This window comes from Peribacillus sp. CSMR9, from assembly GCF_033141925.1.
GTDB lineage: Bacteria > Bacillota > Bacilli > Bacillales > DSM-1321 > Peribacillus > Peribacillus simplex_A.
This window is the reverse complement of record NZ_JAOPHO010000015.1, coordinates 1-26092: the sequence shown is the minus strand read 5'-3', so window position 1 is coordinate 26092 and position 26092 is coordinate 1. Positions and strand designations below refer to the sequence as shown.

The 26092-nt window shown below is 40.9% G+C and carries 26 protein-coding genes and 3 pseudogenes; 23 read left to right on the top strand and 6 right to left on the bottom strand.

The window, feature by feature from the left end; translation table 11 throughout:
• Positions 1-169 precede the first annotated feature (169 nt).
• The 10 genes and pseudogenes from N9I19_RS09860 to N9I19_RS09815 all read left to right on the top strand — a co-directional run bounded on the left by N9I19_RS09860 (position 170) and on the right by N9I19_RS09815 (position 8398).
• On the top strand, positions 170-748 hold the full coding sequence (locus tag N9I19_RS09860) for a sensor domain-containing protein (protein WP_284469478.1): 579 nt from the start codon (positions 170-172) through the stop codon (positions 746-748).
• Between the two features lie 121 nt (positions 749-869).
• Complete coding sequence (locus N9I19_RS09855) at positions 870-2663, top strand: response regulator (RefSeq protein ID WP_317777673.1); 1794 nt, start codon at positions 870-872, stop codon at positions 2661-2663.
• A 39-nt stretch (positions 2664-2702) separates the two neighbouring features.
• Positions 2703-3124 (top strand): annotated as a pseudogene (locus N9I19_RS09850) (hypothetical protein); the annotation flags it as partial.
• Positions 3121-3660, top strand: a complete 540-nt coding sequence (locus N9I19_RS09845; protein ID WP_317777672.1) for a GrpB family protein — start codon at positions 3121-3123, stop codon at positions 3658-3660. The pseudogene N9I19_RS09850 and the gene N9I19_RS09845, both read left to right, overlap by 4 nt.
• Positions 3647-4264 (top strand): YdbC family protein, encoded by a 618-nt coding sequence (locus N9I19_RS09840; protein WP_317777671.1) that lies wholly within the window; start codon positions 3647-3649, stop codon positions 4262-4264. Before N9I19_RS09845 ends, N9I19_RS09840 begins: the two co-directional genes overlap by 14 nt.
• Positions 4265-4315: 51 nt before the next feature.
• Positions 4316-5068 (top strand): AAA family ATPase, encoded by a 753-nt coding sequence (locus N9I19_RS09835; protein ID WP_317777670.1) that lies wholly within the window; start codon positions 4316-4318, stop codon positions 5066-5068.
• A 191-nt stretch (positions 5069-5259) separates the two neighbouring features.
• Positions 5260-5640, top strand: coding sequence for a GntR family transcriptional regulator (locus N9I19_RS09830; RefSeq protein ID WP_061465243.1), 381 nt, complete (start codon positions 5260-5262; stop codon positions 5638-5640).
• The gene (locus N9I19_RS09825; RefSeq protein ID WP_317777669.1) at positions 5637-6323 is read left to right on the top strand and encodes an ABC transporter ATP-binding protein; all 687 of its coding nucleotides are present in this window, start codon (positions 5637-5639) and stop codon (positions 6321-6323) included. Before N9I19_RS09830 ends, N9I19_RS09825 begins: the two co-directional genes overlap by 4 nt.
• A complete protein-coding gene (locus N9I19_RS09820) occupies positions 6320-7153 on the top strand; it encodes a hypothetical protein (protein WP_317777668.1) in 834 nt (277 codons plus the stop codon). Before N9I19_RS09825 ends, N9I19_RS09820 begins: the two co-directional genes overlap by 4 nt.
• A 24-nt stretch (positions 7154-7177) precedes the next feature.
• Positions 7178-8398, top strand: a complete 1221-nt coding sequence (locus tag N9I19_RS09815) for a hypothetical protein (RefSeq protein ID WP_317777667.1) — start codon at positions 7178-7180, stop codon at positions 8396-8398.
• 167 nt (positions 8399-8565) lie between these two features.
• Here N9I19_RS09815 and N9I19_RS09810 read toward each other — a convergent pair whose 3' ends face one another.
• Both N9I19_RS09810 and N9I19_RS09805 read right to left on the bottom strand, forming a co-directional pair.
• Positions 8566-9765, bottom strand: a complete 1200-nt coding sequence (locus tag N9I19_RS09810; protein ID WP_317777666.1) for an MFS transporter — start codon at positions 9763-9765, stop codon at positions 8566-8568.
• Positions 9766-9777: 12 nt separating this feature from the next.
• Positions 9778-10158, bottom strand: a complete 381-nt coding sequence (locus N9I19_RS09805; RefSeq protein ID WP_089362787.1) for a MarR family winged helix-turn-helix transcriptional regulator — start codon at positions 10156-10158, stop codon at positions 9778-9780.
• 334 nt (positions 10159-10492) lie between these two features.
• Here N9I19_RS09805 and N9I19_RS09800 point away from each other — a divergent pair, with 334 nt between their 5' ends.
• The 12 genes and pseudogenes from N9I19_RS09800 to N9I19_RS09735 all read left to right on the top strand — a co-directional run bounded on the left by N9I19_RS09800 (position 10493) and on the right by N9I19_RS09735 (position 22044).
• On the top strand, positions 10493-10888 hold the full coding sequence (locus tag N9I19_RS09800; RefSeq protein ID WP_125161229.1) for a VOC family protein: 396 nt from the start codon (positions 10493-10495) through the stop codon (positions 10886-10888).
• Positions 10889-11146: 258 nt separating this feature from the next.
• Positions 11147-11620 carry a YjdJ family protein gene (locus N9I19_RS09795; protein WP_317777702.1) on the top strand — a complete coding sequence of 158 codons (474 nt, stop codon included), beginning with the start codon at positions 11147-11149 and terminating at the stop codon, positions 11618-11620.
• A 331-nt stretch (positions 11621-11951) separates the two neighbouring features.
• On the top strand, positions 11952-12599 hold the full coding sequence (locus N9I19_RS09790) for a pentapeptide repeat-containing protein (RefSeq protein WP_061465229.1): 648 nt from the start codon (positions 11952-11954) through the stop codon (positions 12597-12599).
• A 287-nt stretch (positions 12600-12886) separates the two neighbouring features.
• Positions 12887-13596: pseudogene (locus tag N9I19_RS25220) on the top strand (alpha/beta fold hydrolase).
• A gap of 164 nt (positions 13597-13760) precedes the next feature.
• Positions 13761-14465, top strand: coding sequence for a glyoxalase (locus N9I19_RS09770; protein ID WP_317777662.1), 705 nt, complete (start codon positions 13761-13763; stop codon positions 14463-14465).
• A gap of 1 nt (position 14466) precedes the next feature.
• Positions 14467-15132, top strand: coding sequence for an O-methyltransferase (locus N9I19_RS09765; protein ID WP_125161224.1), 666 nt, complete (start codon positions 14467-14469; stop codon positions 15130-15132).
• 74 nt (positions 15133-15206) lie between these two features.
• A complete protein-coding gene (plsY, locus tag N9I19_RS09760) occupies positions 15207-15791 on the top strand; it encodes a glycerol-3-phosphate 1-O-acyltransferase PlsY (RefSeq protein WP_317777661.1) in 585 nt (194 codons plus the stop codon).
• A gap of 101 nt (positions 15792-15892) precedes the next feature.
• Entirely contained in the window at positions 15893-17170 is a 1278-nt protein-coding gene (locus tag N9I19_RS09755) for a family 8 glycosyl hydrolase (RefSeq protein ID WP_317777660.1), read from the top strand.
• A 47-nt stretch (positions 17171-17217) separates the two neighbouring features.
• Positions 17218-17616 carry a VOC family protein gene (locus N9I19_RS09750; protein WP_317777659.1) on the top strand — a complete coding sequence of 133 codons (399 nt, stop codon included), beginning with the start codon at positions 17218-17220 and terminating at the stop codon, positions 17614-17616.
• Positions 17617-18177: 561 nt separating this feature from the next.
• Positions 18178-18507 (top strand): annotated as a pseudogene (locus N9I19_RS09745) (thioredoxin family protein); the annotation flags it as partial.
• A 175-nt stretch (positions 18508-18682) separates the two neighbouring features.
• Complete coding sequence (locus N9I19_RS09740; protein WP_063574903.1) at positions 18683-19189, top strand: Rrf2 family transcriptional regulator; 507 nt, start codon at positions 18683-18685, stop codon at positions 19187-19189.
• A 2-nt stretch (positions 19190-19191) separates the two neighbouring features.
• The gene (locus tag N9I19_RS09735; RefSeq protein ID WP_317777701.1) at positions 19192-22044 is read left to right on the top strand and encodes a YhgE/Pip family protein; all 2853 of its coding nucleotides are present in this window, start codon (positions 19192-19194) and stop codon (positions 22042-22044) included.
• A 41-nt stretch (positions 22045-22085) separates the two neighbouring features.
• Here N9I19_RS09735 and N9I19_RS09730 read toward each other — a convergent pair whose 3' ends face one another.
• From N9I19_RS09730 to N9I19_RS09715, 4 genes are all read right to left on the bottom strand, one after another.
• Positions 22086-22457: an ArsR/SmtB family transcription factor gene (locus N9I19_RS09730; protein ID WP_061465208.1), complete on the bottom strand. Its 372-nt coding sequence runs from the start codon at positions 22455-22457 to the stop codon at positions 22086-22088.
• Positions 22458-22886 (bottom strand): SRPBCC family protein, encoded by a 429-nt coding sequence (locus N9I19_RS09725; protein ID WP_317777658.1) that lies wholly within the window; start codon positions 22884-22886, stop codon positions 22458-22460.
• A 143-nt stretch (positions 22887-23029) separates the two neighbouring features.
• Positions 23030-23473: a DUF6376 family protein gene (locus N9I19_RS09720; RefSeq protein ID WP_317777657.1), complete on the bottom strand. Its 444-nt coding sequence runs from the start codon at positions 23471-23473 to the stop codon at positions 23030-23032.
• Positions 23474-23503: 30 nt separating this feature from the next.
• Positions 23504-24109 carry a protein kinase family protein gene (locus tag N9I19_RS09715; RefSeq protein WP_317777656.1) on the bottom strand — a complete coding sequence of 202 codons (606 nt, stop codon included), beginning with the start codon at positions 24107-24109 and terminating at the stop codon, positions 23504-23506.
• Between the two features lie 607 nt (positions 24110-24716).
• On the opposite strand from N9I19_RS09715, the gene N9I19_RS09710 reads away from it, so the two are divergent.
• Positions 24717-26092: SH3 domain-containing protein (locus tag N9I19_RS09710; RefSeq protein WP_317777655.1), on the top strand; the 1376-nt coding region annotated here is incomplete at its 3' end.

Here is a 26092-nt window from a genome sequence, read left to right as displayed (position 1 = left end):
TAATAATCAGAGAACAGCCAATACTCCAACTTCGATTATCGGCGTCATAATAAACTTCACGAACCGCATAGGAACCCTTCGGAAATGTCATATGACATTTTTGCACTTGTGCGGTTGACAGAAGAAGCTATACGATGCGGATATTACACAGAGAGGAGTGATGGACCTTATGAAATCAGGTTTCATCCAGAATGGTTATTTTTTATTGTTAACTTTCGTTACAGGATTGTTTTACTTTTGTTTTTACATGGTAGCACTGTCGTTCAGTTTAAGTCTTTCATTTACAGTAGTCGGCATTCCACTAGTTTTACGCGTATTGCGAACTACTACAACGTTCATCCAATTCGAGCGCACACAGACGAAAATCTATACCGATATTACGACGGCCCCTTACGACAGAATAGTAACAACGGATGCAACGGTCTGGGCTCAAGCCAAATTAGAGCTTACGGATCGCCGCAACTGGTCTGCCGTCATTTGGTTAATGCAGAAGTTCGTGATCGGGCTTTTCAGTCTCGTCAGCGCAGCCGTTCTCTATTTAGCACCTCTTGCATTCCTGGTTGCACCACTATTGTATCGATACATCAATATGCATGTCATTTTTATGGAGGTAGATACTTTTGCGAAATCACTCCTTATAATGGCTGTGGGAGTGGTGCTTACTGCAATAAGCTTCAAGCTTGCAGATGTTTTGGCGAAGAAATTGGGAGGTTATACACGAATGATGATTAGAAAGCTAAACCAATAAAGGTCTTGTTTCCGGACTTTGTGTAAGGGCTGCAGCGTTAACTAGAAAAATATGTCATTGATCGAAGGTTAGGTCTATAATATAGGTTACAAAACAGAAGGCTACTTAGGGGGTGGACGACTTGTTGGATATGGTTAAACAGTGGTTTTGGTTTGATTGGATTATGTTGGCGCTCCGCCTTATTACTAGCGTTTCATTCATCCTGACGACGATAAGTTTTCAGGAAGGTCTAACGCTGCCGCTTTGGATCGTTATTTTTTGGGAGATTGCCGCCTTCTCCATTCCTTGGGTCTGCTTGCTGCTCAACTACAAATATTATTTGTTCACGGAAATACTGCTATATGGCGGACTATGCATATTTTTAACCTCATTGTTTCCGGATGCTTATTCTACATTTATTGTATCGGCGTTTCTTATCGCTGCAAACAGCAATCATCTTTCCTATCATTGGACGGCTCCGGCAACGGTCTTGGTGATGCCCGGAATTTTCCATGCGGTTTCGCCAAGCAACAGCTATTGGGTCATGATCACCTACTACGGACTTGCTTATGTGTTGGGATTCGCTTTTCACTTATTGATCGTCAATCATCGGCAAAATGAAACGATCCGTAAACAAAATGCGGTGCTTGAACAATATATGTCCCAAATCGAGCGCATTACGCTGGCAGAAGAACGAAGCAGGTTGTCTAGGGAGCTCCACGATACAGTCGGCCATGCTTATACTTCCATCATCATGGGAATGGAAACGTTGCGCCCCGAGCTTGCTAACGAAACGGGTATACAGAGGCTTGATTCCTTGCTTGAGATGGGCCGCAAAAGCATCGAGGAAGTGAGGGGATACTTGCATCAAATGGAGTCTCCTCAGCAGTCGCTTTCCTTGGTCCAGTCCCTGCAAAAGCTTGGAGATGAATTTCAGGAGCATGCCCAGGTCGATGTAAGCTTTCGGTTGTTCGGAGAGGAGTACCAACTGTCCCTTCAAGCGAAGATGGCGTTCATTCGCTGCTTGCAGGAGTCGCTTACGAATGCTGTTCGTCACGGGCAGGCGACGGAAATCACCGTTTCTCTGCAATTCGAGCAGCAATATACGAGGCTGGAGGTGCACGACAACGGAAGAGGGACAAAAGAGTGGCGGGAGGGCTTCGGCATGAACGCGATGAAGGAGCGGGCGATGAATTTGCAAGGTCAAGTGTCCGTCTATACGAATTCCGGGGACGGGACGCTTGTCGCCTGTACTTTGCCGCGACAAGCGGAAATGGCAGACGGGCTTATTCGCCTGTTGATCGTCGACGACCAGCCGTTTATTCGGGAAAGTCTGCGGACGTTGCTCGACAGGTACCAGGATTTGAACGTCGACGGCTTGGCCGAGGATGGCGAACAAGCCGTCGACCTGTGCGGGCGCCTTCAGCCCCATGTAGTGCTTATGGATTTGGATATGCCGGGCATGGGCGGAGCCGAGGCAACCAAAATGATCAAGCAGCAATGGCCGCATATCCGCGTGTTGATTCTTACGACGTTCCAGGATTCGGGGCAAGCGTTGGACGTGCTGCGCAACGGTGCGGACGGCTTCCTGCTGAAATCGACCGAAACGCTCGAGCTGGCCAATACGATTCGGCTCATTCACCGGGGAGGCACCCTAATCGATCAGGGGATGTCCCATAAAATATTCGAGAAATTCGATGAGAGCATCGAATCACCGCAACAGAAAGCCGCAGACGACTATGACCTGACGACCAGGGAAATAGAAATATTGCAGCTTGTTGCCAAAGGGCTCCGGTACAAGACGATAGCTTCCAAGCTGTATTTGTCGGACGGCACGGTCAGAAACTACGCCTCCTCGGCCTATTTAAAGCTAGGAGTCCGTAACAAGGAAGAAGCCGTCCAGAAAGCATTGGAAATTGGGATCACTATTAGCTAGAATACGAACGAAAGCTATGCTCGGCTACGAATGTAAGGCATAAGGGAACGAGCATTAAAATATGGGCAAAATAAATTGGAGAATAGAGAAGGTCTCCCTAATACGTTAAGAAACCGAGAATACTTGAATGCTAAACTGGAAGATTTATATTGGAACAGGGCATTGATTTTGCCTTGAAGAAGGATGACCTTGATGCGGTTCTTTTTCCTTCCTACATAGGTTCCGCCATTTGCGCCAAAGCTGGGTATCCGTCCATTGCGGTACCTGCTGGTTTCATGAAAAGCGGCGGCCCTTTTCGTGTGACAATCGCCAGCACCGCTTTTAGTGAAGGGTTATTGATAAAACTGGCATATGTCTTCGAACAGGCTCCATTCACAGATGAAAGCCTAATTTACAAGCAGCATCAAATGGAAGAAACATTAACTAAAGGGAATGTGTATGAAAAAAGGAGGCTTTCATGAGAAAGGTCGAAGTCGTTTCACATAAGAAAGTATGGTCCAAGCTATTTCAAAATGAATGCAAAAGATTACAAGATATTTTCGGGCATCAAATGATGAATTTATACCATATTGGCAGCACGGCCATACCTGCGATCCATGCCAAGCCAGTAATAGATATTTTGGCAGTGGTTAAAGATGTGGAATGTGTCGCTGATTTTAATAAAGAAATGGAACGGATAGGTTATGATGCTAGGGGTGAGAATGGCATCGCTGGACGAAGGTTTTTTCTTAAAGGCGGGGATGAGAGGACACACCATATTCACATGTTTCAAAAAGGGCATGCGGAAATTTCCAGACACCTCGCTTTTCGGGATTATATGCTGGCACACCCTTATGAAGCACAAAAGTATAGTCAGCTGAAACAGCGCTTGGCAGCAGAATTTCCAGATGATATCAAAGGGTATGTAAACGGGAAAAATGATTTTATAAAAAAGGTGGATGAAAGAGCGAAACAATGGGCGAAGCGTGGGGATCATCATGTTGATGAAGTGGATTAAATGCCAAGTGAATGTGGAAAACAAGCATGCATTTTCTACAGCACAAGAGGGATGGGGAGAGTTGCTCCATTGTGCTGGTTTCATGGGTCAAATCGGAGGGTGGAATAAAAATGAGCCACTTGAAGCAGGGATTCTCTCCGTATGGAAAGACCTCCATTCCTATCAACGTTTCATGCGGCATCAACATGATGATTTATTCTTGAAGAGTGACCAAAGAAGTACTTATACAAAAATTTCCGTCGATATATTCGAGAAAATATTCAATATAGGAACTACAGATATTACCGCTTTTTTTGGCAAGGGGATACTACTTCGAGTGACTGACTGTTATGTTGAAAAAAATAAACAAGCCCACTTTGAGCAGATGCAAAAAGAAGTATGGAACAAAGGGATGATGTACTCACCGGGCATTTTGTCAGGTACATTCGGTAAAAAGCAAAACGGGAGATATCTGGTCGCCTCATTATGGGACAATGAATATTCATATCAACGGTACGTGGATAAGGAATTGCCTGCCTTGATAAAGGAATCGGGAGTGAAAGATTCAACCCAACGTATTACAGGAAGCTTAATTGAATTGCATCCAAAGTGGGCGGTCATTTAAATGATGGCTAACTTCAATGCTAAAAATCTATTTTACAGAAGGTGATTACTAATGAAACTAGATTATGATTCACAGTACATAAGGGGCATCTACCTGAATAGGGACCGAATATCTTCGTATGACCATTTCCCTCTTGATCTGCCGGTTATCAGGCACCTTCAAGAAGTGGCTTTTCATCCCAGTGTTACCTATGTTATCGGGGAAAATGGAATGGGGAAGTCCACCTTGCTTGAAGGCATTGCGATTGCGTATGGCTTCAATCCAGAAGGCGGAACGTTGAATTTCAATTTTTCCAATTATGATTCACATTCCAATTTGGACGAATACCTCCGTTTGAAAAAAGGCGTGTACAAACCGAAGGATCATTTTTTCTTTAGGGCGGAAACCTTTTATAATTTAGCTACGAATATAGAGGAATTGGACAGGGAGGCATCGGGACGGAAAATCATCGATTCCTTCGGTGGGAAATCACTTCACCAGCAATCTCATGGGGAATCGTTTTTTTCTGCTTTTGTAGAACGATTTCAAGGCAATGGATTGTACATCCTCGATGAGCCTGAAGCTGCTTTGTCGCCATTAAGGCAAATATCGATGTTAGCCAGGATAAACGAGCTTGTTCAACAAGGTTCCCAATTCATCATTTCCACTCATTCCCCGATCATCATGGCCTATCCAGATGCTAAAATCCTTCAAATATCAGATGAGGGTATGAATGAAGTGACTTTAGAGGAGTCCAATCACTATTTGTTGATGAAACAGTTTTTTGAAGATAAAGATCGGCTGCTTCATCATCTATTTCAATGAGCTTTTAGCATCTTCAATGAAAAACCCCGTTTGCACTGCGCATTCGGGGTTTTCATTTTTTTGGAATTGGTTGTTGACAGCTTAGGTGTATTACGGGTATAGTACATCTATAAGGTGTATGAACCACTTAGTACATACACAGGTGACTACATGTAAATTAGATTTTTTCCTAAATAATAGGGGGTGGTTTTATGAACGTTAATACCCGGGAACCGGTATATCTGCAAGTCGTGAGACATTTTAAAGAACAAATAGCCATTGGCAATTTCGTAGCCGGACAGGAGATTCCTTCCCGAAGAGAACTGGCGGCTTCACTGAATATTAATCCTAATACAGCACAAAAAGCGTATAAAGAAATGGAGGAACAGGGCTTGATTCATACAGAAAGAAATTTTCCAAGTCAAATCACGACTAATGAAACGATTTTACAGGCTGTTAGACAGGAGCTAATTCTTGCAGCTGTTGATTCTTTTGTTGATGCTATTCGTCCGATTAATGTGCCAGTTGATGAGCTGCTTCAAGTGGTTAAAGAAAAATATTCGGAAGAAATAAGGGAGGGGGATGAAAAATGATAGAAGTAAAACAGATCTCTAAGAAATATGGACGGAAGACAATCTTAGATGGTGTTTCATTTACAGCCAATAAAGGCGAAGTTACTTGTCTGATCGGGATAAATGGTGTCGGTAAAACGACTACACTCAAAGCGATCATGGGATTGACGCCATATAAAGGTGAAATCCTGATCGATGATCAAAAAATGACACATAACATTTATGAAAAAATCACGTTCATTCCGGACGCACCGACCATGCTTCCGCAAATGACCGTTAAACAGGCTATGGTTTTCATGAAAGATTTCTATACGTCATGGAACTCAGAAAGAGCTAATCAATTATTGGGATTTTTTAAACTGAAAGAAGAGACCCCCATTTCCGAGTTGTCTAAAGGGAACACAGCTAAGCTAAACCTAATGCTGGGGCTGTCCCTTGACGTGGATTATGTACTGATGGATGAACCATTTTCGGGAATTGATATGTTTAGCCGCGAGCAAATTGCCGATGTCTTTGCGAGCCACCTAATTGAAGATAGGGGAGTCATCATCACGACCCATGAAATCGGCGATATTGAACATTTAATCGATAAGGTCATTTTATTGGATAACGGTAAAGTCCTCAAAGAGTTCAATACAGAAGAAATGCGTGAGGATGAAGGGAAATCGGTAGTCGATGTAATGAGAGAGGTGTATCAAGCATGATGCGATATTTAAAGCTAGTGAATTTTGAAATCAATCGTTTTAGTAAAATATATATATCCTTATTGTTGATAACCTTGGTTTCGCAATTTGCTGGCGTGATCATCGTAACGAAAAGTCTTCTTAATAATGCCAGGGAGATCATCTCAAGAGAAAAACTATCGGAAGCCACTTATATTACCCAATATGGAGGAGGCATTGATTTTACCCATATCGCCAATACCCTCTGGTTTCTAGGACCGATCGCGCTGAGTGCCGTTGCCCTGATTTTTTACATTTTTCTTATTTGGTATCGTGATTGGTTTGGAAAGAATACGTTCATTTATCGTCTATTGATGTTACCGACATCCAGATTATCAATCTACCTTTCCAAAGCCACGGCCATCTTCTTGATGGTGTTAGGATTGATTGCTTTCCAGATTATCATTTTACCCATGGAAAATGCCCTATTTAATTCATACGTACCTGAATCGCTCTTGAATGAAATGTCAACTTACGGCATTACGAAATTCATTCCGATTTTGTCATTGATAATCCCTAGCTCGTTCACGCAATTCCTGCTTTCCTATGGCATAGGTCTTATGATCATGTCGATATTATTCACGGCGATCATGTTTGAAAGAAGTTTCCGCATAAAAGGAATCATTTTGGGCTTGGTGTATGTCGGGATCTCTGCTGCAGTGTTTTTAGCCCCTGTTTTCGTAATGGAGAGTGGTAATTTCTATTTTTACCCTAATGAAATACTTGGTCTGCAGCTCGCCTTAGGAATCATTTTGACAGGATTATCGATTTGGCTTGGTTCCTGGTTATTGAAAAATCGCGTTACGGTATAACAACTATTAAAGGAGAGTGACAAGGTGAAACGTTATATATGCAGCATCATTATTGGAATGGTTGTCATCTTAAGCATCGGGACCTATTATGTCAAAGTAGCTTCCTCCGCTTCCGGCCTTCCAAAGTATAATTTCAAGACGCTAGAAGGCAGTGATAAAGAGCTTGATCCGGTAATAATACATGGTTCACTCGAAGTTGATCCCAGATATGAACCATTAACGATTGAATCCAATCAATCCATATATGCCAGCGAACGGTCTTACTTTGAAAACTTATCTGGAATACAAGATTTTCAAATTGAAAGATTGATAAAAGAACATCGTTCATTTATGCGTGGTAGGGATTCCATTAATTCTTTATATGAAGACGATGATTTCCTGGCTTACGCCTCGGTGAATGAAGATTTTACAAAGAACGGAAAAATGGAAGCGGAGTTTGATATCGGTTTGCTGGAGAAGAAAGGCGAGGATGAAACTTCTTTCAAAATTGAACTTCCCGATCAAGAGAGAATCATGAATGTTGTTGTCAGGGATGTGCAGTTGGTCCATTCAAAACTGCAGGTTTTAACGATGAATGATGTTAATTCAAACGATGAAAAGCAAACAATAGAGGTTCATCTGTATACGATCGATTTAGCTAATAAGAAAGTTTTGAGTGATAAAACCCTTTTATCTGAAACTTTTACTGATCCCAATCAAGTTGATCTTGAGATGCCAACTGATATTGCACCTTCCCAGCCAAACAACATGGTATTAATTTCGTTAATTAAAGGGGTAAATCATGAGGATGGCTTTAAGGAAAAACTAAAGGAAAGCAAGCTTTTATCTTATAATTATGAAACGGAAAAATTAGAAACGGTTAAATTGCCCAAAAAAGAATCGCTTAGCCCGGACATGGCAAGAGGTGGATATGCGGATGGGAAAAAACTTTACATAGTTGATACCAAGTCTGATAAATATCACATTAAGACGTTTGATCTAAGCAGTCAAAAGATAACGAATGACATGGAGCTAGATCTAACTGTTAATAAAAAAGAACAAAACTTCGCTGCCTTTAAGAATGGGCGTGTATACTTCCTGTTAGGCAGCGGAAGGGATCAAGAGGGCGTTTTAACATCCAAGCCTGCCCAACTTCTAATTACCGATTATAAGACTGGAAAGACTTTATATAAAGGTGAAACAGTCACAAATAAAAAGAACGGCAAAAATTATGGTTTTAATATCGAAAGCATGGAAGTCAAATAAGGGATGACTATCACTAGAAGCTGTCTCAAAAACTTTTGAGACAGCTTCTTTTTTTAGTGAAGGACGAATTACCTCCAACAACGGACGAATTCTAATCGGCTTGATTCTTTAAATGGCACAAAAATCGTGAAAAAAGGGATATCCTCCAATGGGATATCCCTTTTTCATTAAACGGAAGCCAAGTTCGCTCTGGCTGAACGTTCTTTCCTGCCGTGCAGGAAGTAGTAAAGAATGGAAGTTGCGATGACCACACCGCCAAGGATGACATACAGTGTGCTGTACCCTGTTACTGGAATGATGAATCCCAGAATATAAGGGCCGAATCCAAGTCCTGCATCAAGCATGATAAAGAAGGTGGATGTTGCCATCCCCATTCGGTGAGGCGGTGTCAGTTTAACGGCAATCGCCTGCGAGCTTGATTGCATATTACCGAATCCAAGGCCGATGAGGAAACCAGCTGCCAGTAAAGTGAAGCTATTGGTTGTTATGCTTAGAAGGAGCAAACCGACTCCGAAAATCAAAAAGGATGGATACATAATGAAGTTCGATCCTTTCCGGTCCATTAACGGTCCTGAGAAAGGGCGTGATAATAATACGGCTACTGCGTAAACGACAAAGAAGAAGCTTGCTGTATTGACCAGGTCGATTTCGATAGCATAGAAACTGATGAAAGAAAGGACGCTGGAATAACAGAATGCCAATAACAGAGTAATGATTGAGATGGGCAGTGCCTTAGGTTCAATGAAATTGGAAAGCTTGAATCCTTTACTTTCAGTCACTTTTGCCGTCACTTTCAATGCCGGGACATTAAGGAAGAATGCTGTAATCAGGCTGATCAGCCCTAAAGCCAGGCAGAAACTGAATATCACTTGGAAGCTTGTATGTTGAGCCATATACAGACCGATGAAAGGGCCGATTGCCGTCGCAAGTGTTGCGCTCATGCTGTAGTAGCCGATGCCTTCTCCTTTTCGTGTTGCCGGGATGATCTGGGCGACGATCGTTCCTGTCGCAGTACTCGCCATACCCATCGCCATCCCATGGATCAGGCGGTTAACGAGCAAGAAGCCAATTCCGAGATCCACAAAATATAGAAGTGTTGTCAAAGTGAAAAAGATCAATCCGATGAATAATGTTTTCTTGCGGCCGATTGAATCAATGAAACGGCCGATGAACAGACGTCCGATTAATGTCCCGATTATGAAAATACCCGATATGAGTCCGGCTTGGCTTGTAGAGGCATCCAATTCATTTACGGCATAGATGGCAAGTGTCACCATCAGTAAATAAAAGATTAATGTTATGAAAAAATTGATGGAAGAAACGATGACAAAGTCCTTCGTCCACAGTCTAGGTTTGGATTGTTCCATTTTATTATCTCCTTACTTTATAATGTTATTTCTTATTTCGCCCATAATGCGTATGGCTGCGAGTTGTTCCTCTTCAGTGATCCCCTTCAAGATGTCCTGTTCGTATTGATCGATTGTCACGCGGACTTCACTGTAGAGCTTTGAGCCAAGCTCAGTAAGCCGCATTCTTTTTTCCCGTCTATCTTTACTTGGCACATGCTCGACATATCCCAGCTCTTCCAGACGGGTAATGGTCCTGGTAATTGTGGGCTTTTCCACACTCTGATAATTGGCAAGCTCTACAAGCGTTGCCGAACCATAATTGGATAAGTAATGTAAAATGGACCATTGCGCCCTGTGTAAATCATGCTTGTTTAGCTGTATATTTAGATTATTTTCAAAAGGCCGGTACATTAGCAATAATTGCTGAAAGAATTTTTGGTAAGTCTTTATCAGAAACACTCCTTATAATATATAGTTACCTTGAGTAATTGTTACCCTGAGTAACTATAATAACAGAAATCATTCATTATGTCCAATTGGACTTGGATTGTTAATTTTGAGGGTTTTTGATAAGGTGAGGGAGAATATAGGAGAAGATGTGAAGCATGTACGATTTAAGCCCAATTCACGAGTAAAAGCGCCAAACTCACGAGTAAAAGCACCAAACTCACGAGTAAAAGCACGAAATTCACGAGTAAAAGTGCCAAACTCACGAGTAAAAGCCCAATTTAAAGGGGGATGAAAGTTGTCAAAGGGATTTCTACATCATATTGAGCTGAATGTTTCAAATTTACATAGGACCGTTGATTTTTGGGGCTGGTTTTTGGAGGAAATCAATTATAAGCCATTCCAGGAGTGGGAAAGCGGGAAGAGTTGGAGATTGGATGACATGTACATTGTTTTTGTACAAGCAGAAACTAGGTTTCTTGACATTCCCTATCATAGGGGACGAGTGGGTCTTAATCATTTAGCCTTTCACGCCACCTCCCGTCAACAGGTTGATGAGATCACCAGAAAATTAAGGGACAGGGGAGTTACCATCCTCTATGCCGACAAGCACCCCTTCGCCGGTGGGAAGGAACATTATGCTGTATTTTTCGAAGACCCGGATAGGATGAAAGTTGAATTGGTCGCACCTTAAGTATTTTCGTTAATTGGTAAGATGAAGGGAAATGGCTAAGCAACCGCACTATCTGATAAATAAAGGCTAACGACATCCATGTTTAGCTTTTGCTAGCCCTTAATATCTTATTCCCTTTTCTGATTAAATTTTAGCTGTTGGTGAAAGTTTGCCGGGTCGCTTGTTTTCTAATTATTATAGGAAGATGGTTAGTTGTATATAAATTTCCAAGTTATTGGTATAATGTAGGTCTATTGTCTATAGGTGGTGATATTGTCAGTGAAATACTTTGTCCAAATAATAATCGCTGCATTTTTCCTTTTACTTTTTTCATTTTGTACCTGGTATGAAGGCAGCGAAATTCTGGATAACCCTTGGGAATGGAAATATTCAACTCACTTTTCACAGATGTTGAATGATCAAGTGATGGATGATCAAGATATTTCGAATTTGGACTATTTCGTGTATGCAGCAAAATTCAAACCGGTATTTCCGGTGTTGATGGTCCTAACGTCTTCTTACTTAATCATACTTACGGGTTATGCCCTATTCAAAAGAAGTAGTAAAAAAATAGCACTATTTTTGGCTGGATTTGGCGTCCTTTTTCTGATTTCGAGTGGTATTGTATCCAATTCCCCAACTGTGGGAGGAAATATCTTTCAAGCTTTCTTTCTGATAGGCGGTATGATGGCCATAATGGGTGCCGTGCTATATTATTTCCGGATGCCTAAAGAAATCAATACCGATTTTTAAATTCACTTCATGCTTTTTTGCGAAGCTGCCATACGGGGCGGCTTTTTTATTTGGGCAATATGGAAAGCTGGTAAGGAGACACAAAATGATCAAAATTAATAGCCATTCTTCTAAAAAATATTAATGCCCGCACATTTTAGAAAAGCTGTTATGCTGTTTAAACAGGCTTTTGAAATTCGGACAGGGAATGCCACATGGCAAACTTCATTCAGATCTGTTTGTAGCAAAGCAACGTGATTACTTGAATGATCCTGTTTACATGTTGCTGGAATTTTAGACAATGCCTCAATGGTCTTTAATGATTTTAAGAATAAAGTGAAAAGGTGATAATATGTCAGGCAAAATCAAAATTGAACAGCCGAAGATCCCCCATGACTTAACTCAAGCGAACTTTCAGGAAATATATTATAAAGATGAGCCATATCTGGATACCTGTATCATAAGCAATTGTACGATCGATAGAGAAAAGATGGACCAAATCGTATTATCACAGGTAGTTTTTAAACATGTGATATTCAGCGATGTATCATTCAGGAATATTGAGCTGACGGATGTCGTTTTTGACCATTGCGATTTGACGAATGCCGATTTCATGGGTGGCTCGATTCATCGGGTGGAATTCAAAGAGTCCAAACTATTAGGCATTAATCTTTCTGATGCCAGTTTAGGGAATGTCTCCTTTGAGAATTGCAATTGTAATTTAAGTGCTTTTGGTTATGCCGCATTAAAACAAGTGAAGTTCGATCATTGCTCATTGGAAAGTGCTGATTATTATGATTGTAAATTCAAGAAAGTGATGTTCGATACATGTAAATTAAATGAAGTGAACTTTTCCCGGACACCGCTAAAAGGAATTGATATTAGCAGTTCTACATTTCAAAGGCTTACCGTATCCCTGGAGGATTTAAATGGATGCGAAGTTTCCCCGGACCAAGCAATAGGCTTTGCAGCCATGCTTGGACTGAAAATTAAAGAGTGAAACTTTTTAAGATGAAAAGTGAGTATGATTTTAAGGAATGTAATCGCCTTATCGCATATTATGCTATAAAGCATGCATTGCCAGGAAGAGCGTAAGGAAAATGTACTGCTCTCTAAGCGGGGGACCACCAATTTGGTGGCCTTTTTTGAATGGAATTGTTTACGTCCAATTAATGGAACTTATTACATATTAAGAACGTATCAAGTTTAGTAGTAGTAACCTTGAAAGTTTTATGAAGATAACACTTACCAATAAAATAATATTTACAAAAAAGAGAGGTGAAACATTTGGCTTTACATTGTCAAGAATATGGTGATAAGAGTGCTATTTTTACATGTGGCGGAGTGAGTAGTTGGATATGGGAATACTTCACTCATTATCATTGCATAGTTCCAGACTTACCTGAACATGGACTAAGCAATTATGAAATTAATTTTTCTATAAAAGGTAGTGCAGAAGAAGGAATTAAATTAATCGAAGAAAAAGCAAGCGGGAAGAAGTAATCCGTTAAGTATGAAACCAGATTTAATTGATTTTGCAATAATAAATAGAGCTTTGGTCAGACCGATTTCATACGCTAAAAAATGGATTCAACCTTCTATTAGATTATCATTTCCATTAATCAAAGATAGGTGGTTTTCCAAACTGCAAGCAAAAACATTAAATGTAAGTGAAGACTGCTTTGGAAAATATTATGAAGAAAGTTGTCAAATGAAACCTGACACTCTTGTTAGAGTATTAGAAGAAAAAGTTTGAAATACCCAAAGATTTTAGAGAAGCAAATGGGAAGATATTGGTCACTGTGGGTGAAAGAGAAAAAGCTGTTATGAAAAAATCTGCAAAAGATATTGTCGAAACCAACTCAAATTGTATAGGTGTGATTATACCTGAAATTGGGCATGGAGCTTCTTTGGCAATGCCTGAAGTCTTTAATCATATGGTGGAAATATGGATACATGAAGAGAATGTACCAAAAGAATATAAAGTGATCAGTTGATATTTATTATTATTGATAGTGTGAGTCCTTTTGTTTTTAATTGAAAAATCAACAATATTATGTAACATAGCCATGTAAATGAAGAGTACAGAATATTTGCATAAATACTGTATTTGTTTACAATATTTGTTAGGTGGGTTGGGGATTTTAAGGGGGATTAGACTTTGATTATCAATAAGGTCACTTTGTACAGTCATGCATTGAATGATATGCGGAAATTTTATGTTAATGAGTTAGGATTCGAGTTACTATCGCATACAGATGATGGTTTTGAAATTAGGGCTGGGGACAGTGTACTTGAAATTAAAAAATACCATCTCCAAAAAAAGCCTTTTTATCATTTTGCCATGAACATACCGACCGATTTATTCACTTTGGCAAAAGCATGGGCGAATTCAAAGGTGGAATTGACAAGCGAAGATGATGAGGACGAAGTTTATTTCAGCTATTCAGATGCACATGCCTTTTATTTTTCAGACCCTTCAGGCAACATTGTTGAGTTCATATCCAGGTATTCCGTGTCACCCAAATCTGGGGCTGAGTCTTTCTCAGCTCAAAACGTCCTGTGCATTAGTGAAATGAACATTACGACGAATGAAGTCAGGGCTTTGGGGAATCAGTTGATCAGTTTCGGCATACCAGTAAGGAGTGGTGAACGGATAAGAGAAGATGGATTGAATTTCATGGGGGAGCATGAAGCAGGAGCATTTTTACTTTTAGGTCCAAGGAAACGGCGCTGGTTCTTTTCGGATAGAGAGTCGGAAATCTTTCCGCTTTCGTTAGTCATTGATCAGCAAATAGATATATCATTGGATGGCGAAGGATTCATGGAATTGAAAAAGATGAAACTGACCAAGGGGGAAGATTGAGATGTCTGGAATTTGGAATGATGTAGATTTATATTTTAGTAATAAACTTCATACGGAAGATCCGATCATGAATTCGATATTGAAAGCGAATGCAGAAGCAGGGCTGCCTGCCATTGATGTATCTCCAAACCAAGGGAAATTCCTTCATTTACTAGCAAAAATCAGTGGAGCGAAAAACATATTGGAAATAGGGACGCTTGGAGGTTATAGCAGTGTTTGGCTCGCGCGTGCATTGCCGGAAGATGGGCGGTTGATAACGCTTGAATACGAGGCTAAGCATGCAAAAGTGGCGGAAGCCAATATCAAAAATGCGGGATTGGCCGATAAAATCCATATAATGGTCGGGGCGGCGCTCAAAACCTTGCCAACCCTTCAAGAAAAAGGATTATCGGGCTTCGACCTAATTTTTATTGATGCTGATAAACCTAATAATCCCGAGTATCTTAAATGGGCATTGGAACTTTCACGGCCTGGGACCGTCATCGTGGTCGATAATGTCATCCGCGATGGAAAAGTGATCGATCAGGATAGCAAAGACCCGAGTGTGATGGGTGTACGGACATTCATAGATAGGCTATCCGAAGAACCGCGAATCGATTCGACCGTCTTGCAAACTGTTGGTATGAAAGGATATGATGGTTTTGTTATCGGGATTGTAAAAGAGTGAAGCTTCAAAAGGCGTTATAAAAGAATCGTAGGATCCTTGAGATATAATCAATGATTCCAAGAAGAAGGTAATTTATGCTGAACATGATCATTCTCCTATCAAGTTACTTAATAGGTTCCATCCCATTTGCTCTGGTTATCGGCAAATTGTTCTATAGTACCGATATTCGTGGATATGGGAGTGGGAATCTTGGCGCAACCAATAGTTTTAGGGTATTGGGCAAAAGAGCGGGGACGGTAGTAGCCATTGCTGATTTAATGAAAGGTTCCATCGCCTGCTTTCTCCCTATTATGCTGCATTCAAACGTTTCCCCAATACTATGCGGCTTACTTGCCATAATTGGGCATGCCTTTCCTGTTTTTGCGGGATTTAAAGGGGGCAAGGCCGTGGCAACATCAGCGGGAGTGCTTTTATTTTTAGCTCCATTAGGTACATTCAGTGCTTGCATCGTTTTTTTCATTAGTTTGCTGACTTCAAAATATGTATCTCTCAGTTCGATTTTGGGGAGCATTTCCATATTGATTTACAGCCTATTATTTGAAGGCAGGCTCATCACTGCACTCTCTTCATTCATTTGCTTATTCGTCATCATTTTACATAGGGAAAATATAAAGAGAATATGGAAGGGCACGGAAGCAAAAGTGGGCAGGATCTTTTAATGGAACCTCGCTATTGAATCATTCGCAGCAGGAAAAGAAGTACATAAAAATGTTTATGTTTCACGCTCAAATTCATATGACCATAATCCAAGGAGCCAACCATGAAAAAAAGAGCAAGCTTATTAATAGCTATGGGCGTGATCGTTTTTGGAATCATCGCCTGGATTGCATTAGAATCTCAAACAAAGAAAGAACTGGACAGCAAAAGGCCCTTTCCACAGCATACTGTCTATCAATCAGGAACGATAAAACCTGACAATCTATCACAAGAAGAGCTGGATGATGATGTAGCGGATTTTTACAAAGTCTGGAAAGATGAATATCTTAGGCAGCCTGCTGATAAAAAGGATGAATATTATATTTTTTACAATGATAAAGGATATGCAGAACCCAAGAACGCAGTGACCGTTTCTGAAGCGCACGGTTATGGGATGATGATAACGGCAATCATGGCAGGCAGCAAGGATAGGCAGTACTTCGATGGGCTTTATCGTTTTTATAAAGCGCATAAAAGTGATAATGATTCTTCATTAATGGCGTGGCAGCAAGTAAAGGATAAATCGGGCAAAATCATAAATACGCCAGGGGATGCCGATTCAGCAACGGATGGCGATATGGATATCGCTTATTCGTTATTATTGGCTGATCGCCAATGGGGAAGTGAAGGGGAAATCAACTATCTTGCCAGAGCAAAGGACATCATGGATGCAATCATGTCCAATGAGATAAATCGGTCGCAGTCCCTGATTAAACTAGGGGACTGGGCGGAAGATGAAGATGATGTATACGGACAATCGACTCGTTCATCGGACTTTCTTCTCAATCATTTGAAGTCCTTTGAGGCGGCAACTGGGAATCATGAATGGAAAGGTGTAACGGATAAGGCTTATCAGATCATTCAATCCATTTATAAAGAAAAAAGCGGCAATACAGGCCTCATGCCGGACTTCATTGTACAATCCAAGGGAGGATACCAGCCGGCACAAGCTGACTTTTTAGAAGGGGAGAATGACGGCAATTATAGCTGGAACAGCAGCAGGACCCCTTGGCGCTATACGCTCGATTACTTACTTACTGGTGATGAAAGAGCGCTGCCGCAATTAAAGAAGATGAATAATTGGATTAAGGAGGAAACGGATGGGAACCCCGAAAATATCCAATCCGGCTATACTCTAAACGGAAAAGTCTTAGAAGAAGGAAATAGTACAACCTTTGTTGCTCCATTCATGGTCAGTGCCATGGTTGATTCCTCCAATCAGCAATGGATCAACCGATTATGGAAAAGGACGATACAGGAACATGAAGATGATGACTATTTTGCCAATACGATAAAATTACAAACAATGATTGTTGTTTCAGGTAACTGGTGGGCGCCATAAACCCGATATCGGGAATAATTAATGTTGAAAAAGGAGTTTGATGATGAATGAAAAAGGTCACACCTTTCTTGATGTTCCAAGGAAATAATGCAGAAGAAGCCATGAATTATTACACATCTTTAATTGAAGGATCGAAAATAACCAGCATGATTCGGTATGGAGCGAATGAAGGAGGTGCAGAGGGAAGTATCATGCAAGCTGCCTTTACCTTGAAGGATCAGGAGTTTATGTGCATCGATAGCAATATTAAGCATCAATTTACGTTTACACCTTCGTTTTCAATATTCCTTACATGTGATACGGAAGAGGAAATTGACAGGGTTTTTGCGAGTTTAACTGATGGCGGAGAAGTGCTGATGCCATTAGGCGATTATTCCTTCAGTAAGAAGTTCGGATGGGTATCTGATAAGTTCGGTGTTTCCTGGCAACTTACTCTCCCAATATGAATGAAGTGAAAAGGCCACTGGATAGTGGCTTTTTTTGTTGACCAAAGGGGGTTCGGAAGTGATGAGGCGGTGACGGTTGAAAAAGTGCAGTGAAGGTCGGAAAAGTGCGGTGACGGTCGAAAAAAGTGCTCCGGCTGAAACAACTGGATCGTATTTAAAGAAAGGCTGTTTTCACATACTATGTTGCTATTTACCAGGTAGTGAGTTGTGGTTGATTTCCCCTCCAGATGCTCGCTTTCCGCGGGGCGGGCGGTGAGCCTCCTCGGCGTAAACGCCTGTGGGGTCTCACCTGTCCCGCTGCTCCCGCAGGAGTCTCGCACTTCCGCTCCAATCAACCTTAAATAGTTTCGTTTTAAAAACAACAATCTTTACGAAAAGAGCCTAAAGAAAAAACTATGGGCAAACTGGCTTTTCTTAAAATTGTTTACAAAAGGGGGTGCGGAAGTGTCTCACCCCGAACCAGATCGAGGATAAACCGTTTGTACTGTGAAGGAATTAATTATATATTAATCCTTGAGTACATTTATTCATGGATGAAAGTATGATGATGATAAGAAAAGTTCGGAGGGGACAATCATGAAAAATATTAATACTGAACAAGAATACCGTGAACAAATTAAACAAGAGGGACTGACAGTCGGGATTTTTACGACTACATGGTGTCCAGACTGCAAACGTTTAGACATGTTCATTGATGAGATCACCCAAGAACATCAAGACAAACAGTGGTTTACAATCGATCGTGACGAGTTTCCAGAGATTTCAGAAGAGCAGACCGTGATGGGAATTCCATCTTTATTGGTTTTTAAAAATGGAGAAAAGATTGCACATTTGCACAGTGCGAATGCTAAAACCCCAGAGGCAGTCAATGAATTTCTAAATGATCTATAAAAGTTGTTGTAAAGGTGAACCCCTTATTATGCTGTAATAAGGGGTTCACCTTTTTTTAGGGATTTTTTTCTAAAAATAACTTGATTTCTTAGATGAAACAGGGTTTAATTATAGATACCGAATATCCATTATGGATATTCAACATCCACTTAACTATTTGAAGAGGTGAACTGAATTGCAATTAACTAAAGGGGTCGAGCAAGCTATATGCATCATCGTTATACTCTCTACCCAGGATAAAAATGTCCCGCTTTCGTCAAATGAGATCAGCAGGCGATTAGAGGTGTCTCCTTCTTATTTGAAAAAAATCATAAGGAAATTGGTCGTAAAGCAGTTAATCACTTCCGTTCCTGGTAATAACGGCGGCCTTACTCTTGCCAAAAGTGTAGATAAGATTAAAAACCTTGAAATTATTGAGGCGATGGAAGGCCCCATTTCGATGTTTCCGGATACAGGACTTATAGAAAAAGCGTTTAAAGATGGTGAGTATGCAGAGAAGGGAATGGACGTCCTCCGTCGGATGTTTTCTCGGGCGGATCAACTTTTAATAGAGTTCTTTTCCAGCCAAACAGTGGCGGATTTGCTTAAAGAAAGCTTTGGCACCACGGACATACCGACTCTTAATTGGAATACCGCGTCATTGAGTGATGTACTGCGTGAAAAGAAAGGTGAAAAGAAGTGAATATGCTTAAACAAGAATGGAAGCTTTTCCTTACGAATCGAAAATTGGTCGGTGTCGCAATCGTTTTACTGTTCGTCCCGATTATTTATGGGGGGTTATTCCTTAGTTCCGCTTGGAATCCATACGGAAATACAGGCAAATTGCCTGTTGCAGTCGTGAATAAGGATGTAAAGGCGGAATATGAGGGGAAAACCTTAACAGTCGGTAATGAGCTAGTCGAGCAATTAAAGGACAATGATGATTTAGAATGGCATTTCGTAACGGAAAAAGCGGCGAAAAAAGGGTTCGATGATGGTACATATTATATGGTCGTCACCATTCCGGAGGACTTTTCAAAAAATGCTTCAACCGTCCTTGATGATAAGCCTAAGAAAATGAATTTAACGTATGATGTGAATCCTGGACGCAGTTTCGTTTCGGAAACGGTCGGAAAACAGGCAGCGAATAACCTGAAAACGGAAATTGCTGAAAGTGTCACAAAAGAATATGCGGAAGCGATCTTCTCACAACTGGATGAAATCGGAGATGGATTCGGTGATGCAGCAGATGGGGCATCAAAACTGGATGAAGGTGCTGAAAAACTGCATGATGGAAACAACGAAGTGACAGAGAATCTGAATAAATTAGCTTCCAGTACATTAACTTTTAAAGAGGGAGCGAATAAACTTCAAATTGGTGTTGGCGAGTTTTTGGAAGGAGCCAATAAACTTGAAAGTGGCGCTTCGGAATTAAATAAGGGAATATCACAATACACTTCTGGTGTCGGTCAGTTGCAAAAGGGTGCGAACGAACTCGCATCAGGTACAGGGGAATTAACTAATAATAGTAAAGCACTTATACAAGGTTCTTCCCAACTTTCCACTGGGCTGGCCAAAGTGGTTCCAGGAGCCCAAACTTTAAATACTGGATTAGCACAAGCGCAAACAGGCAGTGCGAATTTGAATGATGGGTTGAATCAATTATCGCAAAATGCAAGGCAGCTGACGGACCAATCTACAGGAATCCCAAAAATGGCAGCAGGTCAGCAGAGTTTAAATGAGGGAATCATTAAACTGGCCGAAGGAAGCGGGGCGTTAAATGCCGGCCTGAAAAAGATGGATGGCCAATTGCCCGCAGAAGAACAGCTGAGTCAGCTTAAGCAAGGACTGTCAAGCATTCAAAGCGGTGTGAATCAATTGCAAAAAGCGGTCCCAGCAGGAAGCAGCACGTCCGGTACCGTATCTGGCATTACTGAAGATCTCAATAAAAGCCAAGCAGCTTTAACGGAACTTCAATCAACGATTGCGAATAATGGACAAAGCACAATCAATACCGTTCAAAACACTGAAGCATACAAAAGTATGACCAGTGAACAACAATCCGAATTAATTGGAGCCATTCAAAATGAACTTCAAATACAAGCGGGAGCACAAAAACAAATTGCATCGAATCTTGCTGCAAGTGTATCCGACTTATCAACGCAATTAAAGGATAAAGTAATGCCTGTATTGAATGGATTAGGCCAGCTTCCAGAACAAGTGGCCAATTTAAATAATGCGGTGAATAAAGTCAATCCAAGCGCCGTTTCAGCGTTAAACGGCTATCCGGCAATTAGGAACGCACTGGAAGAACAATTGATTCCTGGTGCAACCCAATTAAATGGCGGCTTGAATGAGGCTGTTGATGGCAGCAATCAATTAACGGCGGCAACACAAAGTTTAAATGAAAAGACACCAGAATTAGTGAAGGGGATCAACCAGTTAGCACAAGGCGGTTCCTCGTTGAATAATGGCCTTTCAAAACTAACTGAGGGGTCTGGTCAGTTGGTTGATGGAGTTTCACAACTTCAGGCAGGGTCATCCTCCTTTGGGAATGGTCTTGAGAAGTATGCGTTTGGTGTTAGCCAAGTTGGCGAAGGGGCAAATAAACTTGCTAATGGGGCGAATGAACTGAATGCAAACTCAGGTTCCTTGAAAGATGGTTCATCAGCACTTGTTAAAGGCACTGAACAATTGGCAAGCAATTTACCAACTTTAAGCAATGGAGTCATCCAACTTGCTGATGGAGCAGGTAAAATCAATAAAGGTTCATCAGCACTTGCTGAAGGTTCAAATAAATTGGGCGATGGAATCTCCTCTCTAAAAGATGGAACAGGCGAACTTTCGAAAAAACTGAGTGATGGTGCAGAAGAAATAAATGAAAATGAAACAACAGATGATAATTACAGCATGATTGCTGAACCGGCACAGGTTAAAGAACAAAAAAGCAGTAACGTGCCTAATTATGGTCATGCACTGGCTCCTTATGTATTGTCTCTTGGGTTATTTGTAGGAGCTATTGCCTTCAACATGGGATTCCCGACAGGCAAGGCATCTACAAGACCTACATCTGGAGTGGCATGGTGGTTCAGTAAATTCACGGTCCTATTTATCCAAGCAACGCTTTCAGCATTAGTGTTGGATGCGATTATGATTTGGGGAATGGACTTACAGGTCGAGAACATGGGGCAATTCATAGGGGTTTCCATTTTGACTTCACTTACCTTCATGTTCATCGTTACCTTCCTGACCGTAGGATTTGGAAATCCAGGTCGTTTAATAGCGATGATATTCCTTGTACTACAGCTAGGTGCAAGCGGAGGAATGTTCCCTGTGGAACTGACCAATAACTTCTTCAGTCATGTTCACCCGTTCATACCAATGACATACTCTGTCATGGGCTTCCGTCAGGCGATGAGTACGAGCCTTGGAGTGGATGCATTGACAACGAGTATCGTGTTCCTTACTGGATGCATCATTTTCTTCAATCTACTACTATTGCTAACGATGGTCATCCGAAAGCGCAAAGAACACAATGTGGAGATGGATGCAAACTAATGAAAAAACCCCCCGGTGCAATGCGCCGGGGGTTTTCTTCATTATGATGGTTCATCTGTGTCCTTTTCTTTATCGATGACTTTCAATCCATTTTCCCCTGAATTTTCAATCACATGTTTAAGGATGGATAATTTGTTATCCCAGAATTGATCGTAAAAGGAAAGCCACTGTTTCAATTCCGCTAAAGGTTCTGGCTGAAGTCGAAAGCGTTTCTCTCTGCCTACCTTCCGGCCACTGACCAATTCAGCTTCAGAAAGGATATGAAGATGCTTGGCAATCGCTGTCCGGCTCATGGAAAAGTGAGAAGTGATTTCTGAAATGGGTAAATCCCCTTCAGCAAGCAATTGCAGGACCTTACGGCGGGTTGGGTCGGCGATAGCCTGAAATACATCATGCTTTTCTGCTGCAGACACTTAGCCCTCAACAACCTTTTTAAGTTTTGCATGAACGAGCTGTTCCCAGCCATGATCCATTCTATCGCGAATCACTGAGCTCTTTTCATTCGGTTTCGGAAGAATCGTTTCAGGCTCTTTCCAACCACCATGAATAAGGGTGAACTCCGTTTTGCCATCCAGTTCTTTTAAAATGAAGGAAATGAACCAACCGTCCGTATCCCAACTGAATGAAAGACGATGAGGAGCATCTAACTCCGTTACCTTACAAGGAGATGGACCAAAAGGTGATTGCACATGGAACTCATGTCCCACTTTCGGTTGAAAATCATTTGGCATGAACCATGAAGCTATGCCCTCTGCAGTCGAAACTGTATCCCAAACTTTTTGGATAGGTGCTTCAAGAATAACTGTCTTCTTGATATCCTGTAGTGTATGTTGATTTTCCATACTGATTCTCCTTTGTCATTGAAAAATATGAAACCAATTGGTTTCGCTTTATTGATTATATAAAACCTTTTGGTTTCATGTCAATGATTTGTTTCGAGCCATTCTCCTTATTCCTGAAATCAGGAATAAGGGAAACAGACTGCTTAATTACCCAATTCTTCAATTTGTTTTGCCAGTTCTGTTAAATTATCGATTGATTTCATTACCTCTGAATCTTCCAATGCCTTAGGGTCGATTTGGCCACTTTCAATATTATTCAAGTATAATTCAATTCCATCTGAAAGCTGTTGATTTGAGCTGACGATTTTCTCATGGATGCCTTCAGCGATTTGGGGTGGTTCAGTTGCATTGAAGTCTTCGATCTCCGTTTTCATCAATTGCAATTCTTTTTCAAGATTTTCCCTTGCTTCGGCATTCGTGACGGCATCTTGTGCCAATGCGGGCACCTCATTGGCAAAATCCTTAACGGTATTAATATATCCCGTCGCATTATCCGCATACTCCAATGATGAATTGACTTCTCCCAAAAGCGAACAGCCGCTTAATATAAGGAAGGACAGAAAAACAATGGTCATTCTTTTTTTCATATATGCCTCCATTTGTTTTTATGGTGATGATCAGATGGGCAAGAATCTCTTTTTATAAATCGCTGCAATGGAATTCAGTATGAAGCCAGGGATTTTCTTCGGAAAAAATGACTTCGAATATAAAAGGTGAAAAGCACTTTTCAGGTCATGCCACTGATTACATGATTTCACTTGTTTAAACCTTGCAACGTCAATGATCTTCACCTTCATTTCGGAAGTGATGAAGATGTTTCGTAAATGGATATCCGAAGGATTCAATCCCTCTTTCCTTGCTAATTGTAAGGCATGGTCAATCTCCTCGATGTTTTTTTCCGTTATCGGGATTCCTAATGTTAAACATTCAAAAAGCGTGTTGCCTTCGATGTGATCTATAACCAGGTAATTTCCCCCCGCATCATATAGTGTTGGATAGTAATCGATGGCCTGAACGGTTTTGTATATTTCAGCTTCAACTTTTGCTGTGTGAGTATGGTCCGGGAAAAACACTTTTAGGGCTTTATTGGTGGAATGAATTCGGAATACATAAGCGCTTCGGCCTTTTCCGATAAGTGATAAAGATTGGTCGGCATCAAGCAATATATGCTTTTTATCATCGGAAATCTTAACGCTTTGAGCTAATTCATAATAGTTCTGCATACTTTTCACCTCTATTGTGAATTTTTTTCGAATCAAAAAAAGACGGTATAACCGATTGTTGGTTATACCGTCTTTTAAAAATTAAAAGACCTCACCAAATAATCGGCAAGGTCTTGCAAACAACTAAGATCAGTTGCCAATAAAGCCGAGGATAAAATCCTGTATTGACGACTTTATTGTATAGCTACTCCCCTTAACAGAAGGATTCATATAAGTATATATAGTGAGTATATAGATTATTGCCTCAATCCGTCAAATATTCGGATTGTATGCTTACCCTTTATGTATATTCGGTATATTCAGGAAGATGTTCGTCCCCATAAATTAATTAACGGAATAAATATTTCAATATACTTTATTTCGACGACAAACTTGTGCATCCGCTTCAAGAAACTTAGGAAATGAATTTTCGTTGCAAATATGTCTATTAAATTAATTAAAAGTCTATTAGTTTACTATTTTGTTACAAATTCATCGATCCCTCTATAGATTTAAAGGATTATGGTATGTTTTTAATGAATGAGGATAAATACCTATAACATAATACTTATTTTAACCGATATTTAAATAAATGTTAAAAATATAATTCTTTAGTAGGGAGAATGAGATGAAGAAATTAATTTTACCAACTTTCTGTTTTGCAGTGTTGTCTACAGTTGCTTTCGAAGAAAAAATATCTGCAGCTCCACTACATGCAGAACAGGCCAATATTGAAACAGGTGTCATGTTCGTCCATGTAAATTCCGGCTCGCTCAATATGAGAAAAACAGGTACTGAAAGTGCAAGCGTAGTCGCCAAGCTGGCAAAAGGCACAAAGGTAACGGTGTATTCGGAATCCAAAGGCTGGGCGAAGATCAGAGCCAATGGAAAAGATGGATATGTCAGTACCAATTATTTATCGGCAACGAAGCCAGGAACTTTAACTAAAGCAGCAGTAGCCATTAAAACGACAACGAAATATGTGAACGTCAGTACAGGTTCACTTAATATGCGAAAAAGTGGTATAGAAAGTGCCAGTATAGTCGCAAAGCTGACAAGGGGCACAAAGGTAACGGTGTATTCGGAATCCAAAGGCTGGGCGAAAATTAAAGCCAATGGAAAAGACGGATATGTCAGTACCAAGTATCTATCGACGACAAAACCTGGTACGGTAACCAAAGCTGCAGCAACCGTTAAAACGACAACAAAATATGTGAATGTCAGCACGGGTTCACTTAATATGCGAAAAAGCGGTATAGAAAGTGCAAGCGTAGTCGCAAAGCTGACAAGGGGCACACAGGTAACGGTGTATTCGGAATCCAAAGGCTGGGCGAAAATTAAAGCTAATGGAAAAGACGGATATGTCAGTACCAAGTATCTGTCTGCTGCAAAGCCAGGATCGGGATCCACAATAGCCACACCTCAAAAAACGACAACAAAATATGTGATTGTCAGTACAGGTTCACTTAATATGCGAAAAAGCGGAACGGAAAGTGCCAGCATAGTCACAAAGTTGACAAGGGGCACACAGGTAACGGTGTATTCGGAATCCCAAGGCTGGGCGAAAATTAAAGCCAATGGAATAGATGGGTATGTCAGTACTGACTATCTTTCAACAACGAAGCCAGGAACGGAAACCAATCCAACCATACCTGAAAAAACGACGACGAAATATGTAAATGTAAGCTCTGGTTCTCTGAATATGCGAAAAAGCGGAACGGAAAGTGCCAGCATAGTCGCGAAGCTTTCAAAAGGAACGAAAGTGACGGTGTATTCGGAATCCAAAGGCTGGGCGAAGATCAAGGCCAATGGAATAGATGGGTATGTCAGTACTGACTATCTTTCAACAACGAAGCCAGGAACGGCTCCCAATCCAATCATACCTGAAAAAACGACGACGAAATATGTAAATGTAAGCTCTGGTTCCCTCAATATGCGAAAAAGCGGAACGGAAAGTGCCAGCATAGTCGCGAAGCTTTCAAAAGGAACGAAAGTGACGGTGTA

Bases quoted from the DNA above. Each gene is read 5' to 3' on its own strand.
- N9I19_RS09860 (WP_284469478.1), top strand. From the start codon at position 170: ATGAAATCAGGTTTCATCCAGAATGGTTATTTTTTATTGTTAACTTTC.
- N9I19_RS09845 (WP_317777672.1), top strand. From the start codon at position 3,121: ATGAGAAAGGTCGAAGTCGTTTCACATAAGAAAGTATGGTCCAAGCTA.
- N9I19_RS09840 (WP_317777671.1), top strand. From the start codon at position 3,647: ATGAAGTGGATTAAATGCCAAGTGAATGTGGAAAACAAGCATGCATTT.
- N9I19_RS09835 (WP_317777670.1), top strand. From the start codon at position 4,316: ATGAAACTAGATTATGATTCACAGTACATAAGGGGCATCTACCTGAAT.
- N9I19_RS09830 (WP_061465243.1), top strand. From the start codon at position 5,260: ATGAACGTTAATACCCGGGAACCGGTATATCTGCAAGTCGTGAGACAT.
- N9I19_RS09825 (WP_317777669.1), top strand. From the start codon at position 5,637: ATGATAGAAGTAAAACAGATCTCTAAGAAATATGGACGGAAGACAATC.
- N9I19_RS09820 (WP_317777668.1), top strand. From the start codon at position 6,320: ATGATGCGATATTTAAAGCTAGTGAATTTTGAAATCAATCGTTTTAGT.
- N9I19_RS09810 (WP_317777666.1), bottom strand. From the start codon at position 9,765: ATGGAACAATCCAAACCTAGACTGTGGACGAAGGACTTTGTCATCGTT.
- N9I19_RS09805 (WP_089362787.1), bottom strand. From the start codon at position 10,158: ATGTACCGGCCTTTTGAAAATAATCTAAATATACAGCTAAACAAGCAT.
- N9I19_RS09790 (WP_061465229.1), top strand. From the start codon at position 11,952: ATGTCAGGCAAAATCAAAATTGAACAGCCGAAGATCCCCCATGACTTA.
- N9I19_RS09765 (WP_125161224.1), top strand. From the start codon at position 14,467: ATGTCTGGAATTTGGAATGATGTAGATTTATATTTTAGTAATAAACTT.
- plsY (WP_317777661.1), top strand. From the start codon at position 15,207: ATGCTGAACATGATCATTCTCCTATCAAGTTACTTAATAGGTTCCATC.
- N9I19_RS09755 (WP_317777660.1), top strand. From the start codon at position 15,893: ATGAAAAAAAGAGCAAGCTTATTAATAGCTATGGGCGTGATCGTTTTT.
- N9I19_RS09750 (WP_317777659.1), top strand. From the start codon at position 17,218: ATGAAAAAGGTCACACCTTTCTTGATGTTCCAAGGAAATAATGCAGAA.
- N9I19_RS09735 (WP_317777701.1), top strand. From the start codon at position 19,192: ATGCTTAAACAAGAATGGAAGCTTTTCCTTACGAATCGAAAATTGGTC.
- N9I19_RS09725 (WP_317777658.1), bottom strand. From the start codon at position 22,886: ATGGAAAATCAACATACACTACAGGATATCAAGAAGACAGTTATTCTT.
- N9I19_RS09720 (WP_317777657.1), bottom strand. From the start codon at position 23,473: ATGAAAAAAAGAATGACCATTGTTTTTCTGTCCTTCCTTATATTAAGC.
- N9I19_RS09715 (WP_317777656.1), bottom strand. From the start codon at position 24,109: ATGCAGAACTATTATGAATTAGCTCAAAGCGTTAAGATTTCCGATGAT.